This window comes from Marinobacter sp. UBA3607 (genome assembly GCF_002375525.1).
GTDB lineage: Bacteria > Pseudomonadota > Gammaproteobacteria > Pseudomonadales > Oleiphilaceae > Marinobacter > Marinobacter vinifirmus.
Map to the genome: position 1 here is coordinate 18,785 of NZ_DFLY01000030.1, position 16,136 is coordinate 34,920.

Consider the following 16,136-nt stretch of genomic DNA (forward strand, 5'->3'; position numbering starts at 1 on the left):
CGCCATGTGCATCACATCAATCAGCACTCTGCTTCAGGGCATTGTGGACGTGCCATCGGTCTTTGACGTGACCATCCACGGCCTTCAGGCGGACAGCCGGGCGGTACGATCGGGCGACGCCTTTATTGCCCTGGCGGGTTCTGCCACGTCAGCGGAACACTATGTGGATGATGCCATCGCTGCCGGTGCTACCGCAGTGTTGCTGGAAGCCAGTGAACACCGGGAATGCCATGAACGCTCGGGCGCCTTGATTGTTCCGGTTGTCGGTCTGCGGGCCCAGTTGGGGCGCGTCGCCACCCGATTCTTCGAGCATCCGTCCCGGCATTTGCGGCTGATTGGGGTCACCGGTACCAACGGCAAGACTTCCGTAACCCAGTACATCGCCCAGTTGCTGAAAGACACCGGCACCCCGTGCGGCGTGCTGGGCACCCTGGGTTATGGCATGCCGGGCAACCTGATGCCGGCTACCCACACCACGCCGGACGTGGTGCAGGTGAATCGTGTGCTGCATCGCATCCGGACCGATGGTGGCAGGGCTGCGGTGATGGAAGTGTCTTCCCACGCCCTGGATCAGGGCCGGATCGACAAGCTGACCATGACCGGAGCCGTGTTTACCAACCTGACCCGGGATCATCTGGATTACCACGGCAGTATGGAGGCCTACGGCGAGGCCAAGGCCAGGCTGTTCCAGCGTGAGGAATTGCACTTCTCGGTGATCAATTTTGATGACCCGTTCGGGCGCCAGCTGTATGGCCAGCTTGAAGGGTTGTGTGACCGTGTCCGCTACAGCCTGCACGAGGCGCAGACCGAGTTGTGGCTGAAAGAATTTACACCTGAAGCTTCCGGGTTCCGTGCCCTGGTGGATGGCCAGTGGGGCGAGTTTGAGCTGCAGGTGCCGCTGCTGGGCAGCTTTAACGCCAGTAACGTGCTGGCGGCCCTGGCCACCGTGCTCACCCTGGGTGTGCCGCTTGAGCGTGCAGTCGAAGCCAGTTCCCACCTCATGCCGCCTCCGGGCCGGCTTGAGCGTTTCACCGGTGCCGATGACAAACATGTGGTAGTGGATTACGCACATACCCCGGACGCCCTGGCCAATGCCCTGGCGGCCTTGCGGCCCCATGCGGCAGGCAAGCTGATTTGTGTATTTGGCTGTGGCGGCGACCGGGATGCCGGAAAACGCCCGGAAATGGCAGCAGAAGCGGAAAAGCGTGCAGATGTGGTGATCGTGACTGACGACAACCCGCGCTCTGAAGATCCGGCGAAGATTGCTGCCGATATTGTGCAGGGCTTTTCTGCAGGTGTCGCGTACCGGGTTATCCATGACCGCGCAGCGGCCATCGCCGAAGCCATTGCCATGGCCGGTCCGGACGACCTGGTGCTGGTGGCCGGAAAGGGCCACGAGGCCTACCAGGAAGTGGCTGGCCAGAAGCTGCCATTCAGCGATGCCGAGCAGGTGCGCCACCACTTGAACCTCAATGGAGGTGTGGCATGATGCGCGCCTTTTCGCTGGCGGAAGCTCAGGACTTCCTGCAGGCCACACTGGCCGGCGCGCCGGTGGATGCAGATGCGCTCCGCTTTGATGGTGTGTCGACGGACACGCGGGCAGTCAAGCCGGGGCAGTTGTTTGTGGCGCTGCGCGGCGACCGTTTCGATGGCCACAAGTTTCTGGAACAGGCCCGGGCACAGGGTGCGGTGGCTGTAGTGGTGGATACCGCAGACGACTCTGTTGCCATGCCGCAACTGGTGGTGGCTGATACCGTCAATGCCCTGGCGGGCCTGGCGGCAGCGAACCGTAACGAAAGCCGGGCAGCGCTGGTGGCGATTACCGGTAGCAGTGGGAAGACCACAGTCCGGCAGATGACCTCCGCCATTCTGGCTCAGATGGGGGCTACCCTGGCGACAGAGGGCAACCTGAACAACCACATCGGGGTTCCGCTGACTCTGTTCCGGCTGGAGCCTGCGCATCGTTACGGTGCCATTGAGCTGGGTGCCAGCGGGTTGGGCGAGATTGCCCACACAGTGAACATCGTTCGCCCGCAGGTGGTCATTCTGACCAACGCCGGGCAGGCGCACCTGGAAGGCTTCGGCAGTTACCAGAATATTGTGCAGGCCAAGGGCGAGATTATTGATGGTGTGGCTGCCGACGGAGCAGTCGTGCTGAACCGGGACGACCCGGCGTTCGACCAGTGGTTGCAGCGGGCCGGATCGAAGCGGGTCGTGAGTGTTTCCCGCATGGATCACCCGCAAGCGGATTACCGCGCCCGGGCAGCAATCCAGGCAGACCAGTCCCAGGCGCTGGAGATTGACGGCCCTGACGGCTGGCATTGCCGCCTGGTACTGCCGCTGCCGGGTGAACACAACATTACCAATGCACTGCTGGCGCTGGCGGCATGCCGGGAGCTGGGTGCGACCGAACAGCAGCTGGTGCACGGGCTGAGCGGTGTGCAGCCGGTAAAAGGGCGGTTGCAGGTACTGAAGCTGACCGACGATTTCACGGTGATCGACGACAGCTATAACGCCAATCCCGCGTCCATGAAGGCGGCGCTGGATGTCTTGGCGGCCTGTCCGGGTACCCGGGTGGCCGTATTCGGCGCCATGGCTGAACTGGGTGAAGGCGCTGAGGCGCTGCACCAGGAAGTAGGCGCCCACGCCCGGGCAAAGGGTATCGAGCGCCTGTTGGCGGTGGGTGCCGGTAGCGAAGGCTACGCCCGGGGTTTCGGAACAAATGCCGAGCAGGTCCAGAGCCATGAACAGGCGATGGAGGCCATTCTGAATGGCCGGCAGGGAAATACCACTGTACTGGTGAAAGGTTCTCGCAGTTCCGCCATGGATCGCGTGGTGGAGGGAATTCAGAAAAAGGTGACAAACACATGCTGCTCTGGCTGACAGAGATACTATCGCAATACTTTTCATCACTGACGGTGTTTCAGTATCTGACCCTGCGCGCCATTCTGGGTGTGCTGACGGCGCTGCTGATCTCGCTGTTGATTGGCCCGGTGATGATCCGAAAACTCAGCCAGTACCAGATTGGCCAGGCGGTTCGGGACGACGGCCCGCAAACCCACCTGAGCAAGGCTGGCACTCCCACCATGGGCGGCGCGCTGATTCTGGTGGCTATCGCGATTTCCACCCTGCTGTGGGCAGACCTGAGCAACCGCTATGTCTGGATTGTGCTGCTGGTCACCTTGTTGTTCGGTGCCATTGGCTGGGTAGACGACTACCGCAAGGTGGTGGAGCGTAATCCGCGCGGCCTGCCGGGCCGCTGGAAGTATTTCTGGCAGTCGGTGATTGGTGCTGCAGCGGCGGTAGGGCTGTATTTCAGCTCCTCGCTGCCCCAGGAAACGTCCCTGTACCTGCCGTTCCTGAAAGATGTGTCCATCACTCTGGGGCCGGTAATGTTCATTCTGCTGACCTACTTCGTGATTGTCGGCAGCAGTAACGCTGTGAACCTGACAGACGGCCTCGACGGCCTGGCGATTATGCCTACGGTGATGGTGGCCAGTGCCCTGGCCATCTTCGCGTATGTGTCCGGCCATGCCCAATTCGCCAACTACTTGCTGATTCCGCATCTGCCGGGGGCCGGCGAGTTGATTGTGTTCTGTTGTGCCCTGGTGGGCGCGGGCCTGGGTTTCCTCTGGTTCAACACCTACCCGGCCCAGGTATTTATGGGTGATGTAGGTGCGCTCGCCCTGGGGGCGGCCCTGGGTGTGGTGGCCGTGATCGTCCGCCAGGAAATCGTGTTGTTCATCATGGGTGGTGTGTTTGTGATGGAAACCATCTCGGTAATCCTGCAGGTGGCGTCGTTCCGCCTGACCGGTCGCCGGATTTTCCGGATGGCACCTTTGCACCACCATTTTGAACTTAAGGGCTGGCCCGAGCCGCGAGTCATCGTGCGCTTCTGGGTCATTACCGTGGTCCTGGTCCTGGTTGGCCTGGCCAGTCTGAAAATCCGATAGGAAGTTGCTACGGCTATGAGTGTCATTGTTTCGGATCGTCGCACATTGGTGGTAGGGCTCGGTAAAACCGGGCTCTCCTGCGTGCGCTATCTGTCTGGAACAGGCAGGGCCATTGCCGTGGCCGACAGCCGCAGTAACCCTCCGGGGCTGGATGAGCTGAAGGCCGGCTGGCCGGATGTGCCGGTGTACCTGGGCGATTTCGATGAAGAGCTGTTTGCCCGCTTTAACGAACTGGTGGTCAGCCCGGGCATCAGCGTTGCCGAGCCCGCCATTGCCGGTGCTGCGCAGAAAGGCGCCGTGATTCGTGGTGACATCGACCTGTTTGCGGAAGCTGCAGACGCACCGATCATCGCCATTACCGGTTCTAACGGTAAAACCACGGTGACTACCCTGGTGGGCGAAATGGCGAGGGCGGCCGGCCGGAAGGTTCAGGTAGGTGGCAATATCGGTACCCCGGCCCTGGATCTGCTGGGTCAGGGCGCTGATCTGTATGTGTTGGAACTGTCCAGCTTCCAGCTGGAAACCACGGCGGAACTGAATGCCCAGGCAGCCACCGTACTGAACGTCAGTGACGATCATATGGACCGTTACCCGGACAAGATGGCGTATTTCCATGCCAAGCAGCGGATCTATCGCGGCTGCCGCAATGCCATCGTGAATCTGGACGACGCCCTGAGCACGCCGATGGCCCGGGATAACCTGAGATTTCTGTGTTTCGGTTTTAACCGGGTGAATCCGGAAACCTTCAGCACCCGGGATGACGAACGGGGCACCTGGATTACCTTCGGCTTCGACAACCTGCTGCTGGCCAGCGAACTCAAACTGATGGGCCTGCACAACATCAGCAATGTGATGGCTGCACTGGCCCTGGGCCACGCCGCCGGCCTGGCGATGGAACCGATGCTGCAGGTGGCACGTGAGTTCCCTGGCTTGCCTCATCGCTGCGAGTTTATCCGGCAACTGGGCGGCGTGGACTACATCAACGATTCCAAGGGTACCAACGTGGGTGCCACGGTTGCCGCCATTGAAAGCCTGGCCCCCGAGCAGGGCAAGGTGGTGCTGATTGCCGGCGGTGATGGCAAGGGTGCTGATTTCCAGCCGTTGGCCCAGCCGGTGGCACAGCATTGCCGGGTGGTGGTGCTGATTGGCCGTGATGCACCGGCGATTGCCGCGGCCTTGCCGGAAGACGTGGTAACGGTGATGGCGAGCAGTTTTGAGCGGGCCGTGTCTGATGCCCGGGAAATTGCCCATGAGGGCGACCGGGTCTTGTTATCGCCGGCTTGCGCCAGCTTCGACATGTTCCGGGATTACAACGATCGGGGTGATCAGTTCCGCACCCTGGTGGAGGCACTGTGATGCAGGCAGGTATGACCATACCGCAAACCAGGACCTGGGACGGCCAGTTGCAGCCGCTGCCGGTGTTGGTGGTGTCTGCGGTAGCCCTGCTGGTGGTGGGTGTGGTGATGATCTCCTCGGCCTCCATGGATATGGCCGAGGCGACCCTGGGCAATGGCTATCACTATGTGATCCGGCAGTTGCTGTATGCGGCCATGGGCTGCGTCGCCGCGCTGATTGCGGTGAACGTGCCAGTAAGCTGGTGGGAGCGCAGTGGCTGGCTGATGCTGGGTATTGGCCTGGCGGTGCTGGTGCTGGTGCTGACGCCGCTGGGGCGGACTGTTAACGGTTCTACCCGCTGGATCCCGATGCTGGTGTTCAATGTGCAGGTATCGGAAGTGGCCAAGCTGTGCCTGATTGCCTACCTGGCAGGCTACGTGGTGCGCCGCCGGGAAGAGCTGCTGAATACCTGGCCCGGCTTTCTGAAGCCCCTGGTTGTACTGGGCGTAGCTTCGGTGTTGCTGGTTATCCAGCCCGACTTTGGCGCCACTGTGGTTCTGGTGACCGCTGCGGCGGGCATGATTTTTCTCAGTGGTGTGCGGCTGACCCGCTTCGCACCGCTGATCGCCATCCTGGCGGTGCTGGGCACCATTTTGGTGGTTACCCAGCCGTACCGGCTGAAGCGGGTAGTGAGTTACCTGGACCCCTGGAAGGACCAGTTTGATTCCGGCTATCAGCTCACCCAGTCACTGATTGCCTTCGGGCGCGGAGAGTGGTTCGGCGTTGGGCTGGGCAATTCGGTGCAGAAGCTGTTCTTCCTGCCGGAAGCCCACACAGACTTTATTTTCTCGATCATTGCCGAGGAGTTCGGTCTGGTCGGTGCATTGATTGTGCTGGGGCTGTTTACTGCCCTGGTGGTGAGCGGGTTTGTGATTGCCCGCCGGGCAGAAAAATCCGGCATGCCGTTCGGGGCCTGTTTCAGCTATGGCCTGACGCTGCTGATCGGTTTGCAGGCTGGCATCAACATGGCCGTTGCCACCGGCCTGCTGCCCACCAAGGGCCTGACACTGCCGTTGGTGAGCTATGGCGGCTCCAGCCTGATGGTCACCTGCGTGGCGATCGGGGTACTGGTACGGGTTGAAATGGAACGACTGGATCGGGTTCGTATGTCCGAACAGGAAAAGAAAAGCAAGGTACGGGGAGGGGCTGTGTATGACTGAACCTCGCCGTTTCCTGATGATGGCCGGTGGTACCGGCGGGCACGTATTCCCGGCCCTGGCAACGGCCCGGGCGCTGCAGGAGCGTGGTCATGAAGTTTACTGGCTGGGCGCCAAAGGCGGCATGGAAGAGCGATTGGTAGGCGGAACCGATATTCCGCTGTCCACCATTCATATCTCCGGCCTGCGGGGCAAGGGTAAGCTGGCCCTGCTGCTGGCGCCGTTCCGCCTGATGCGGGCCCTGGGCGAGGCCTGGACACTGCTGCGCCGGATCAACCCGGATTGCGTGGTGGGTATGGGCGGCTTTGTGACCGGCCCCGGCGGGGTAGCCGCCTGGATGCAGCGCCGGCCGCTGGTGGTGCATGAGCAGAACGCGGTTGCCGGTATGACCAACCGCTGGTTGACCCGCTTTGCCGAAACCGTGCTGGAAGCTTTTCCCGGCAGTTTCGGCGACAAGGTCATTACCCGCTGCACCGGTAACCCGGTGCGCAAGGATGTGGCCGAGTTGCCGGAGCCGGCAGAGCGTTTGGCCGGCCGAACCGGGCCGGTACGCATCCTGGTAGTGGGCGGCAGCCTGGGCGCCCAGGTGTTCAACGAACAGTTGCCCAGGGCCCTGGCGTTGTTGCCGGAAGCCGACCGGCCTCAGGTGCGCCACCAGTGTGGCGAAAAGAATCTCGAAGCCGCGCAGCAGTCCTATGATGCTGCCGGCGTGAAGGCAAGCGTAGAGCCCTTTATTGCGGATATGGCAGAAGCCTACGCATGGGCAGACCTGGTGGTGTGCCGGGCGGGTGCCCTGACGGTGTCGGAGCTGTGTACCGCCGGGGTAGGCGCGATCCTGGTGCCGTTCCCCCACGCGGTGGACGACCATCAGACCCGCAACGGCCAACACATGGTCAAAGCCGGTGCCGCCATTCTGGTGCCGCAGCCAAGGTTTACCCCCGAGGCACTGGCCGACACCCTGAAAGGGTTGTCCGGTGACCGGGAAAAAATTCTGGGAATGGCGCAGGCCGCGCGCTCGCTGGCCCGTCCCGATGCAACGGAGAGAGTCGTGAATTACTGTCTGGAGGCCGCCAATGGCTGATGCAAACAATCCGCCGCTGGTGTACCAGGTGCCGGAAATGCGCCGAATTCGCCATATCCACTTTGTCGGCATTGGCGGTGCCGGCATGAGCGGTATTGCCGAAGTATTGAAGAACCAGGGCTACGACGTGTCCGGTTCCGATATCAAGGAAAGCCCGGTAACAGACCGGCTTCGGGCCATGGGCGTGGAAGTGCAGATCGGCCACCGTGCCGAGAACAGCGCCAAGGCAGACGTGGTGGTGGTGTCCACCGCCGTGGGCAGTGATAACGCGGAAGTGGCAGCGGCCCGCAGCCGCCGGGTGCCGATTGTGCCCCGGGCGGAAATGCTGGCGGAAATCATGCGCTATCGCCATGGCATTGCAGTGGCCGGCACCCATGGTAAGACCACCACAACCAGCCTGATTGCCTCGGTGCTGGGTGAGGCGGGGCTGGACCCGACCTTCGTGATTGGTGGCAAGCTCAACAGCGCCGGCACCAATGCCCAGCTGGGCGGTTCCCGCTACCTGGTGGCGGAAGCCGACGAAAGCGATGCCTCGTTCCTGCATCTCACACCGGTTATTTCCGTGGTCACCAACATCGAAGCGGACCACATGGACACCTACGGTGGCGATGTCGAGAAGCTGAAGCAGACATTCGTCGATTTCCTGCACAACCTGCCGTTTTACGGTGTGGCAGTGATGTGTGTAGACGACGACTATGTGCAGGAAATCATTCCCCGCATTTCCCGCGCCATCATCACCTACGGCATTGATAACCCCGACGCCGACTACCGCGCCGAGCAGATTACCTCGGACGGCCTGAAAACCCGCTTTGTGGTGCGTCGCCCCGGTGGCCGGCCAGACCTGACCGTGGAACTGAAAATGCCGGGCCGCCACAACGTACTGAACGCGTTGGCGACCATCGCGGTGGCAACGGATGAAGGTGTGGACGACCAGGCGATCTGTCGCGGGCTGGCCGGCTTTGCCGGTGTCGGTCGCCGGTTCCAGGTTTACGGCGAATATCAGATTCCGAAAGGTACTGTGACCCTGGTGGATGACTACGGCCATCACCCCACTGAAGTGGAAGCCGTCATCCGTGCCGCCCGGGATGCCTGGCCGGGCCGCCGTATTGTGATGCTGTATCAGCCGCACCGGTTTACCCGTACCCGGGACCTGTACGAAGACTTCGTACGGGTGCTGGCAGAAGTCGACGGCCTGCTGCTGATGGATGTGTATTCCGCCGGCGAACCCGCCATTCCGGGCGCTGACGGTCGGGCCCTGTGCCGGAGCATCCGTCAGCGGGGCAAGGTGGAACCGGTGTTTGTGGAAGACAACCGCGAGATTGAAAGTCTCCTGACCAACGTGTTGCAGGATGGCGACCTGCTGATTACCCAGGGGGCAGGAGACATTGGTGGAGTAGCGGCACGACTGGCCGCAGCAGGAGTAACAGCAAGTGAGTGATCTGACGCATACCGACGCACAGCCGTATCAGGCATCGCCCGGGCTGGTGAAAGCCCTGGGCCGGGTGGCGGTATTCATGGGCGGCGATTCGGCCGAGCGGGAAGTGTCGCTGAAGAGCGGCCAGGCCGTGCTGTCGGCCCTGCAATCTGCTGGTGTGGATGCCGTGGGTATGGATATCCGGGGCTGCCTGCTGGGTACCGTCGAGAATCCGGAGTTTGACCGGGTGTTTATTGCCCTGCACGGTCGTGGTGGTGAAGACGGCACCCTGCAGGCGATTCTGGGCCAGGCGGGTATTCCCTACACCGGCAGCGAAGTGCTGGCATCGTCACTGGCCATGGACAAACTGCGCACCAAGTATGTGTTCGAAGGCTGCGGCCTGCCGACACCGGCATTTCGGGCCATGAAATCGGTGGATGAAGCCGAAGCTATTGTGGCAGCTCTGGGCACACCCCTGAGCGTCAAGCCGGCCCACGAGGGCTCCAGCATTGGTATCCGCAAGGTGCGAAGCGCCAGCGAGCTGGCAGAAGCCTATGAAGCGGCTGCCGCCATGGACGACCTGGTGCTGGTGGAAAAATGGATCGAAGGGCCGGAGTTCACCGTCAGCCTGTTGCAGGACCGGGCCCTGCCGGCCATCGGTCTGAGTACCGACCACGATTTCTATGATTACGACGCCAAGTACCTGGCTGATGACACCCGCTACCGCATTCCCTGCGGACTGGCGCCGGATGATGAACTGCGGCTGCAGCACCTGGCCCTGGAAGCCTTCCGGGTACTGGGCTGCCGCACTTGGGGCCGGGTAGACATCATGCAGGATGCCGATGGTGAGTTCTGGCTGCTGGAAGTAAACACCGTGCCGGGCATGACCGACCACAGCCTGGTGCCGATGGCGGCAAGGGCTGCGGGCATCAGCTTTGAAGAACTGGTGGTGCGCATTCTGAAGGACACCGTGCAGGAGGCTGCGAATGCTTGAAACACTGCAGATCCGGAGCCGGGCGGTACCGCCCGAGCAGCCCCGGCGCCGGGGGGCAACCTCCGTGGGCCCGGAGCGGGACCGGTTTGGAGTGTTGAAAGCCATTCTGGCGACTGTGCCCTGGATGCAGGTAGGGCTGGGAGCCCTGGTGGTTCTGCTGGCCGCCATGGTGCCCTGGGGCACCGATCGCCTGCTGACGGCCATGGATCAGCAGATTCTGGCGGTGGATGTGCGCGGCAACTTTGTTGGTGAAAACCCGGTGGACGTAGAGCGGGCAGCCAGTGCCTGGGTCGGCAAGAGCTATTTTGCAACCGACCTGGCCGACATCAAGGCGGAGCTGGAGCGCCGGCCCTGGGTCGAGTCTGCTGCCGTCAGGCGGGTGTGGCCCGGTCGCCTGGAAATCGACATCCGGGAGAAAAAGCCACTGGCCTACTGGACAGATGGTCGCCTGGTCAGCCGCGCCGGGGAACTGTTTGCCCCGGCCAATCCGGAAGTTGCGGGCAAGCTGCCCCGGTTGGCAGGGCCTGACGAGCGGGTGCGAGATGTCATCGACATGGCCCGCAATATGAGCGAGCAATTACTGGGATACGGGCTGGGCTTTGCCGGCCTGACCCTTGAACAAAGGGGGGCCTGGACCCTTACCCTGGCCAACGGCATCGAAGTGGTGCTGGGCCGGGACCAGGTAGAGCAGCGCTTCGAGCGTTTTATGACAGTTTACGAGAACCGGCTGGCTTCAAGAGTCAGCGAAGTCAGCCGGGTTGATGCCCGTTACTCGAACGGAGTCGCGGTGCAGTGGAAAGCGGATGTGGCACAGGCCACTCCGAAATCCTGATAACGATTATTACGAACCTGGGGTTTGGTGAAACACATGTCATCGGTTGAAACGGAAAACATGATTGTCGGCCTGGATATCGGAACCTCCAAGGTGGTTGCGATTGTCGGCAAGCGCAAGATGGATGGAACGATCGAAGTAGTGGGGATCGGTTCCCACCCGTCCCGCGGCCTCAAGCGTGGTGTGGTGGTGAATATCGAAACCACTGTTCAGGCTATCCAGCGCGCCGTGGAAGAAGCGGAGCTGATGGCGGGGTGCCGGATTCACTCGGTGTATGCCGGCATTGCCGGCAGCCATATCAAGAGCCTGAATTCCCACGGCATCGTGGCGATCCGGGACCGGGAAGTGACCCAGGCGGATATCGACCGGGTGATCGATGCTGCCCAGGCCGTGGCCATTCCGGCGGATCAGAAAATCCTGCATATCCTGCCGCAGGAATTTGTGATCGATAACCAGGAAGGCATCAAGGAACCCATGGGCATGTCCGGCGTGCGCCTCGAAGCCAAGGTGCACCTGGTGACCTGCGCGGTGAATGCCGCCCAGAACATTGAAAAGTGCGTGGAACGCTGCGGCCTGGAGGTGGACGACATCATCCTGGAACAGCTGGCCTCCAGCCACGCCATTCTCACCGAAGACGAGAAAGAACTGGGTGTATGCGTGGTGGATGTCGGTGGCGGTACCACCGATATCGCCGTGTTTACCGGCGGTGCCATTCGCCATACCGCGGTGATTCCCATCGCCGGCGACCAGGTGACCAACGACATCGCCATGGCATTGCGTACGCCCACCCAGAACGCAGAAGAGATCAAGATCAAATATGCCTGTGCGCTGACGCAGCTCGCAGGCGCCGACGAAACCATCAAGGTGCCCAGCGTGGGCGATCGCGCACCCCGCGATCTGTCCCGCCAGGCCCTGGCAGAAGTGGTGGAGCCCCGTTACGAGGAGCTGTTCACCCTGGTTCAGTCGGAGCTGCGCCGGTCCGGGTTTGAAGACCTGATTCCGGCCGGCATCGTGATTACCGGCGGTTCTTCCACCATGGAAGGGGTGGTGGAACTGGCCGAAGAAATCTTCCACATGCCGGTCAGGCTTGCCTGTCCGCAGAAAGTCTCCGGCATGACGGAAGTGGTCAACAACCCGATCTACGCCACGGGCGTGGGGTTGCTGATCCATGGCTTCCGGCAAATGGATCTTGGCCGGGCGCCGGCGCTCAAGGGTGAGGATGCACCCTCACTGGTTGAGCGGATGAAAGCCTGGTTTACCGGTCATTTCTGACGGTAGGCCGGGGGTAAGGCACGAAGGTTTCTCGAAAAGCAAAAAACGATCGAAATAGCCGGCCTGGACAGGCCGGAAACCGCACGAAGGAGTAGGGGATATGTTTGAACTCGTTGATAATGTTCAGCAAAACGCAGTAATCAAGGTTGTCGGTGTTGGCGGTGGTGGCGGTAACGCTGTTCGCCACATGCTCAACAGCGACATTGAAGGTGTGGAATTTATCTGCGCCAACACAGACGCCCAGGCCCTGAAAAACCTGGACGCCCGCCAGATCATCCAGCTCGGTGGCAACATCACCAAGGGCCTGGGTGCCGGCGCCAACCCGGAAGTCGGTCGCCAGTCTGCGCTGGAAGATCGTGACCGCATTGCCGAGGCCCTGAGCGGCTCAGACATGGTGTTCATAACCGCAGGCATGGGCGGTGGTACCGGTACCGGTGCTGCGCCGATCGTGGCAGAGGTTGCCCGTGAACTGGGTATCCTGACCGTTGCCGTGGTCACCAAGCCGTTCCAGTTCGAAGGCGGCAAGCGCATGAGTGTGGCTGAATCCGGCCTGAAGGAACTGGAAGAGAGCGTTGACTCCCTGATTACCATTCCGAACGAAAAACTGCTGGCGGTCATGGGCAAGAAAACCAGCCTGCTGGACGCCTTTGCCTCCGCCAACGACGTACTGCTTGGCGCTGTGCAGGGTATTGCCGACCTGATTACCCGTAACGGTATGATCAACGTCGACTTTGCCGACGTGAAAACCGTAATGTCCGAAATGGGCATGGCGATGATGGGTACCGGCCGCGCCACTGGCGAGAACCGTGCCCGTGAAGCAGCAGAAGCGGCCGTACGCAGCCCGCTGCTGGAAGATATCAACCTGCAGGGCGCCAAGGGCATCCTGGTTAATATCACGGCCGGTATGGACCTCAACCTGGGTGAGTTCTCCGAGGTGGGTGATATCGTTCGCGAATTCGCGTCTGACTCCGCCACCGTGGTGGTGGGCACCGTGATCGATCCGGAAATGACCGAAGAACTGAAGGTTACCGTGGTTGCGACCGGTCTGGGCGGTGAGCGCGAGAAGCCGACCAAGGTGGTGGACAACACCCGTACCCTGGATGGCAAGACCGACTACAACCAGCTGGATCGCCCGGCGGTGTTGCGTCGTCGCGCGGTAACCCAGGGCAATGTGGCACTGGACCAGAGCAAAGAAAGCGAAGAGCAGGGCGTGGACTATCTCGATATTCCCGCATTCCTTCGCCGGCAGGCTGATTGATAATCTGTCTCAAATGTGGCGAAGGTCTGGTTCCTGGTGTTTCTTCAGGGAACCGAAAGCCTTGGTCAAACGTGAGCTGATTGACCATAGCCGATGACTATTGCAAAAGTTAAGTAAAGTCATGCTGGTTAAATGGTGCTCAGTCTTGAATTCTGATATTCTGCGGGCAGTTTTTTGCTCAGAATATCGAACTTTTGTGACGGAATAATGAACCGATGATCAGACAACGGACACTCAAAAACACCATCCGCGCGACTGGTGTAGGCCTGCACTCAGGGGAAAAGGTTTACCTGACGCTGAAGCCGGCACCTGTCGATGCAGGAATCATCTTCCGCCGCACCGATCTGGACCCGATGGTCGAGATCCGTGCCTGTGCGGAGAATGTGGGTGAGACCATGCTGTCCACGACGCTGGTAAAAGACGGTGTCCGTGTGGCGACGGTTGAGCATTTGCTCTCGGCCATGGCTGGTCTCGGAATCGACAACTGCTATGTCGAACTCAGTGCGGCAGAAGTGCCGATCATGGATGGTTCCGCCGGCCCGTTTGTATTCCTGCTGCAGTCTGCAGGGATCGCCGAGCAGGAAGCCGCCAAGCGCTTCATCCGCATCAAGCGTGAAGTTACCGTGGAAGAAGACGGTAAGAAAGCAACCTTCCTGCCTTTCGAAGGCTTCAAGGTCAGCTTCGGTATCGACTTCGACCATCCGGTGTTCAAGGGTCGCGCCCAGACCGCAACGGTAGACTTCTCTTCCACGTCGTTCGTGAAGGAAGTATCCCGTGCCCGGACTTTCGGCTTTATGCGGGATATCGAGAAGCTGCGGGCCATGAACCTGGCCCTCGGTGGTAGCGTCGACAACGCCATCGTGGTTGACGACTACAAGATCCTGAACGAAGACGGTCTGCGCTACGACGACGAGTTCGTCAAGCACAAGGTACTGGATGCCATCGGCGACCTTTACCTGTTGGGCAACAGCCTGATTGGTGAGTTCCGTGGTATCAAATCAGGTCACGACCTGAACAACAAGCTGCTGCGCAAGCTCAGGGCTGAAGAAGATGCATGGGAAGTGGTGACCTTCGATGACGAAGCCACTGCACCTATCTCTTATATGAAGCCTGTGCTGGCGGTGGGTTAAGGCCGGACGCCTTAATCCCGCACGTGGCTGGCGAGTTTTTCGAGAACCTCGCGCAAAGCTTTATCCTTCGTGTGCCCGGCTTCCTCTTTGAGGAGCCGGGCATTTTCTTGGCTCAAAGGTATTTTTTCGACTTTCTTGCGCGCCCGATACCTGAGCGGGCTGACCTTGATGCGCACCTTCCAGACAAAACGGAACAGTTCGTTCTGCCGTAATGCCTCCATAATTTCGTGCTGGCGGAAGCGCAATCGCGTGGCCTTGCTGGCGTTATCTGTAGCCAGAACCAGCTCGCCATCCTGGCAGCTGACAAATCGGGTGCCTGTCCGAAGTTCCGCGGGTATGGCTTCGAGCACCTGTTGTTCCGCCTGTAAATGCAGTTCCGCCCGGGCCATCAGCTCCTTCAGGGTGGAAGCGGGGGCCGGGCCACTGTTTGTGCGGAAGATCATTTTTTGATCGGATTTTTCATTCATTGACAGTTTTTGTCTCGACGAGCCCGTTTACGATTGGTTACACTTCGGCACGCTTTTTTGATGGTGCCAGCATTGCTCCCGTTTTACATTGTCGCGAGAGAGTGTGTCCAGCTGGCACTGCGTCTATTCAATACGTAGTTGTTGCAAGGATAGCAGACCCACTCGAAAATTTTCCGGGTCGCAGCACTACAGGGAACAGGTTGCGACTCTTCGATGACACCGAATGACGATATGAATGTAATTTTCGTTGGCAAACGCCATGGTCAGTCAAAGGCTGTCGCGTTGAATGGCGGTGTTCTGGCCGGGCTGATTTTCCTTGTGCTGGCGCTTATCCTGGCGGCCGGCTGGGCGGGCTATCAGGTAGCCGTTACCAAGGCAGCCGCTGAACAACCGACCGAATCCGAGTTGGTGGCTGAATGGCGTTCAAAGCTGGAGCAGCAGAAGGCCCAGCTTGCCCGTGTTCGGGAAGATGTACAACAGCAGGTAGACGCCTTGACCCTTCGGTTGGGCCAGATCCAGGGCCGTATGCTGCGCCTGGATGCGCTCGGTCAGCGCTTTATGGAATCGGGCCTGGTGGTCAGTGATGAATTCAATTTTGACCAGCCGCCGGCGGTGGGTGGACCGGAAGAACTGGGCCTTGCCGGTGATTCCTACAGTGCCCCGGAGCTGACCGAAATGATTTTCCAGCTGGAGCGTCAGCTGGAAGACCGCGAGAAACAACTGCGCCTGCTGGATAAGGTGTCGTCCCGGCAGAAGCTGGAAGACGAACGCTATGTGCAGGGCCGGCCGATCACCTGGGGCTGGCTGTCTTCCAAGTACGGTTACCGTTCCGATCCGTTCACCGGCAAACGTACCTGGCACGGTGGCGTGGACCTGGCCGGCAAGGACGGCAGCGACATTATTGCCGTGGCCAGTGGTGTGGTCACCTGGGCCGGCGAGCGTTACGGCTATGGCAACCTGGTAGAAGTGGACCACGGCGATGGCCTGGTTACCCGCTACGCCCACGCCAAAACCGTCAAGGTCAAGATCGGCGATGTGGTCCAGAAAGGCCAGGTGGTTGCACTGATGGGTAGCACCGGCCGCTCTACCGGACCGCACGTACATTTCGAAGTTATCCGTAACGGAAAGACCGAAGATCCTGTCAAATATATCCAGCGGGCAAGCCGCTGATATCATTCCCGTG

General features: G+C 60.6%; 14 protein-coding genes. 13 read left to right on the top strand and 1 reads right to left on the bottom strand.

Annotated features, from left to right (window positions below):
• The first annotated feature begins 4 nt into the window (after positions 1-4).
• From B2589_RS11010 to lpxC, 12 genes are all read left to right on the top strand, one after another.
• On the top strand, positions 5-1,489 hold the full coding sequence (locus tag B2589_RS11010; protein ID WP_286816604.1) for a UDP-N-acetylmuramoyl-L-alanyl-D-glutamate--2,6-diaminopimelate ligase: 1,485 nt from the start codon (positions 5-7) through the stop codon (positions 1,487-1,489).
• Positions 1,486-2,883 (top strand): UDP-N-acetylmuramoyl-tripeptide--D-alanyl-D-alanine ligase, encoded by a 1,398-nt coding sequence (locus tag B2589_RS11015; RefSeq protein ID WP_286816605.1) that lies wholly within the window; start codon positions 1,486-1,488, stop codon positions 2,881-2,883. Before B2589_RS11010 ends, B2589_RS11015 begins: the two co-directional genes overlap by 4 nt.
• Complete coding sequence (gene mraY, locus B2589_RS11020) at positions 2,868-3,953, top strand: phospho-N-acetylmuramoyl-pentapeptide-transferase (RefSeq protein ID WP_022988681.1); 1,086 nt, start codon at positions 2,868-2,870, stop codon at positions 3,951-3,953. The genes B2589_RS11015 and mraY overlap by 16 nt, the downstream gene beginning before the upstream one ends.
• A 15-nt stretch (positions 3,954-3,968) precedes the next feature.
• Positions 3,969-5,309, top strand: coding sequence for a UDP-N-acetylmuramoyl-L-alanine--D-glutamate ligase (gene murD, locus B2589_RS11025; protein WP_286816606.1), 1,341 nt, complete (start codon positions 3,969-3,971; stop codon positions 5,307-5,309).
• An 11-nt stretch (positions 5,310-5,320) separates the two neighbouring features.
• The gene (gene ftsW / locus B2589_RS11030; RefSeq protein WP_414673952.1) at positions 5,321-6,508 is read left to right on the top strand and encodes a putative lipid II flippase FtsW; all 1,188 of its coding nucleotides are present in this window, start codon (positions 5,321-5,323) and stop codon (positions 6,506-6,508) included.
• Positions 6,501-7,586, top strand: a complete 1,086-nt coding sequence (gene murG / locus B2589_RS11035) for an undecaprenyldiphospho-muramoylpentapeptide beta-N-acetylglucosaminyltransferase (protein WP_286816607.1) — start codon at positions 6,501-6,503, stop codon at positions 7,584-7,586. Before ftsW ends, murG begins: the two co-directional genes overlap by 8 nt.
• A complete protein-coding gene (murC, locus tag B2589_RS11040; RefSeq protein WP_286816608.1) occupies positions 7,579-9,024 on the top strand; it encodes a UDP-N-acetylmuramate--L-alanine ligase in 1,446 nt (481 codons plus the stop codon). The genes murG and murC overlap by 8 nt, the downstream gene beginning before the upstream one ends.
• Positions 9,017-9,994: a D-alanine--D-alanine ligase gene (locus B2589_RS11045; protein WP_022988686.1), complete on the top strand. Its 978-nt coding sequence runs from the start codon at positions 9,017-9,019 to the stop codon at positions 9,992-9,994. Before murC ends, B2589_RS11045 begins: the two co-directional genes overlap by 8 nt.
• On the top strand, positions 9,987-10,826 hold the full coding sequence (locus B2589_RS11050) for a cell division protein FtsQ/DivIB (RefSeq protein ID WP_286816609.1): 840 nt from the start codon (positions 9,987-9,989) through the stop codon (positions 10,824-10,826). The genes B2589_RS11045 and B2589_RS11050 overlap by 8 nt, the downstream gene beginning before the upstream one ends.
• A 36-nt stretch (positions 10,827-10,862) precedes the next feature.
• Positions 10,863-12,098 (top strand): cell division protein FtsA, encoded by a 1,236-nt coding sequence (gene ftsA / locus B2589_RS11055; RefSeq protein ID WP_022988688.1) that lies wholly within the window; start codon positions 10,863-10,865, stop codon positions 12,096-12,098.
• Between the two features lie 100 nt (positions 12,099-12,198).
• Positions 12,199-13,356, top strand: a complete 1,158-nt coding sequence (gene ftsZ / locus B2589_RS11060; RefSeq protein WP_022988689.1) for a cell division protein FtsZ — start codon at positions 12,199-12,201, stop codon at positions 13,354-13,356.
• A 215-nt stretch (positions 13,357-13,571) separates the two neighbouring features.
• A complete protein-coding gene (gene lpxC, locus B2589_RS11065) occupies positions 13,572-14,486 on the top strand; it encodes a UDP-3-O-acyl-N-acetylglucosamine deacetylase (RefSeq protein ID WP_022988690.1) in 915 nt (304 codons plus the stop codon).
• A gap of 11 nt (positions 14,487-14,497) precedes the next feature.
• On the opposite strand, the gene B2589_RS11070 is transcribed toward lpxC, so the two are convergent.
• Positions 14,498-14,953 carry a DUF721 domain-containing protein gene (locus B2589_RS11070; RefSeq protein WP_286816610.1) on the bottom strand — a complete coding sequence of 152 codons (456 nt, stop codon included), beginning with the start codon at positions 14,951-14,953 and terminating at the stop codon, positions 14,498-14,500.
• Positions 14,954-15,184: 231 nt separating this feature from the next.
• On the opposite strand from B2589_RS11070, the gene B2589_RS11075 reads away from it, so the two are divergent.
• Entirely contained in the window at positions 15,185-16,123 is a 939-nt protein-coding gene (locus B2589_RS11075) for a M23 family metallopeptidase (RefSeq protein WP_414673953.1), read from the top strand.
• Positions 16,124-16,136: the final 13 nt, after the last annotated feature.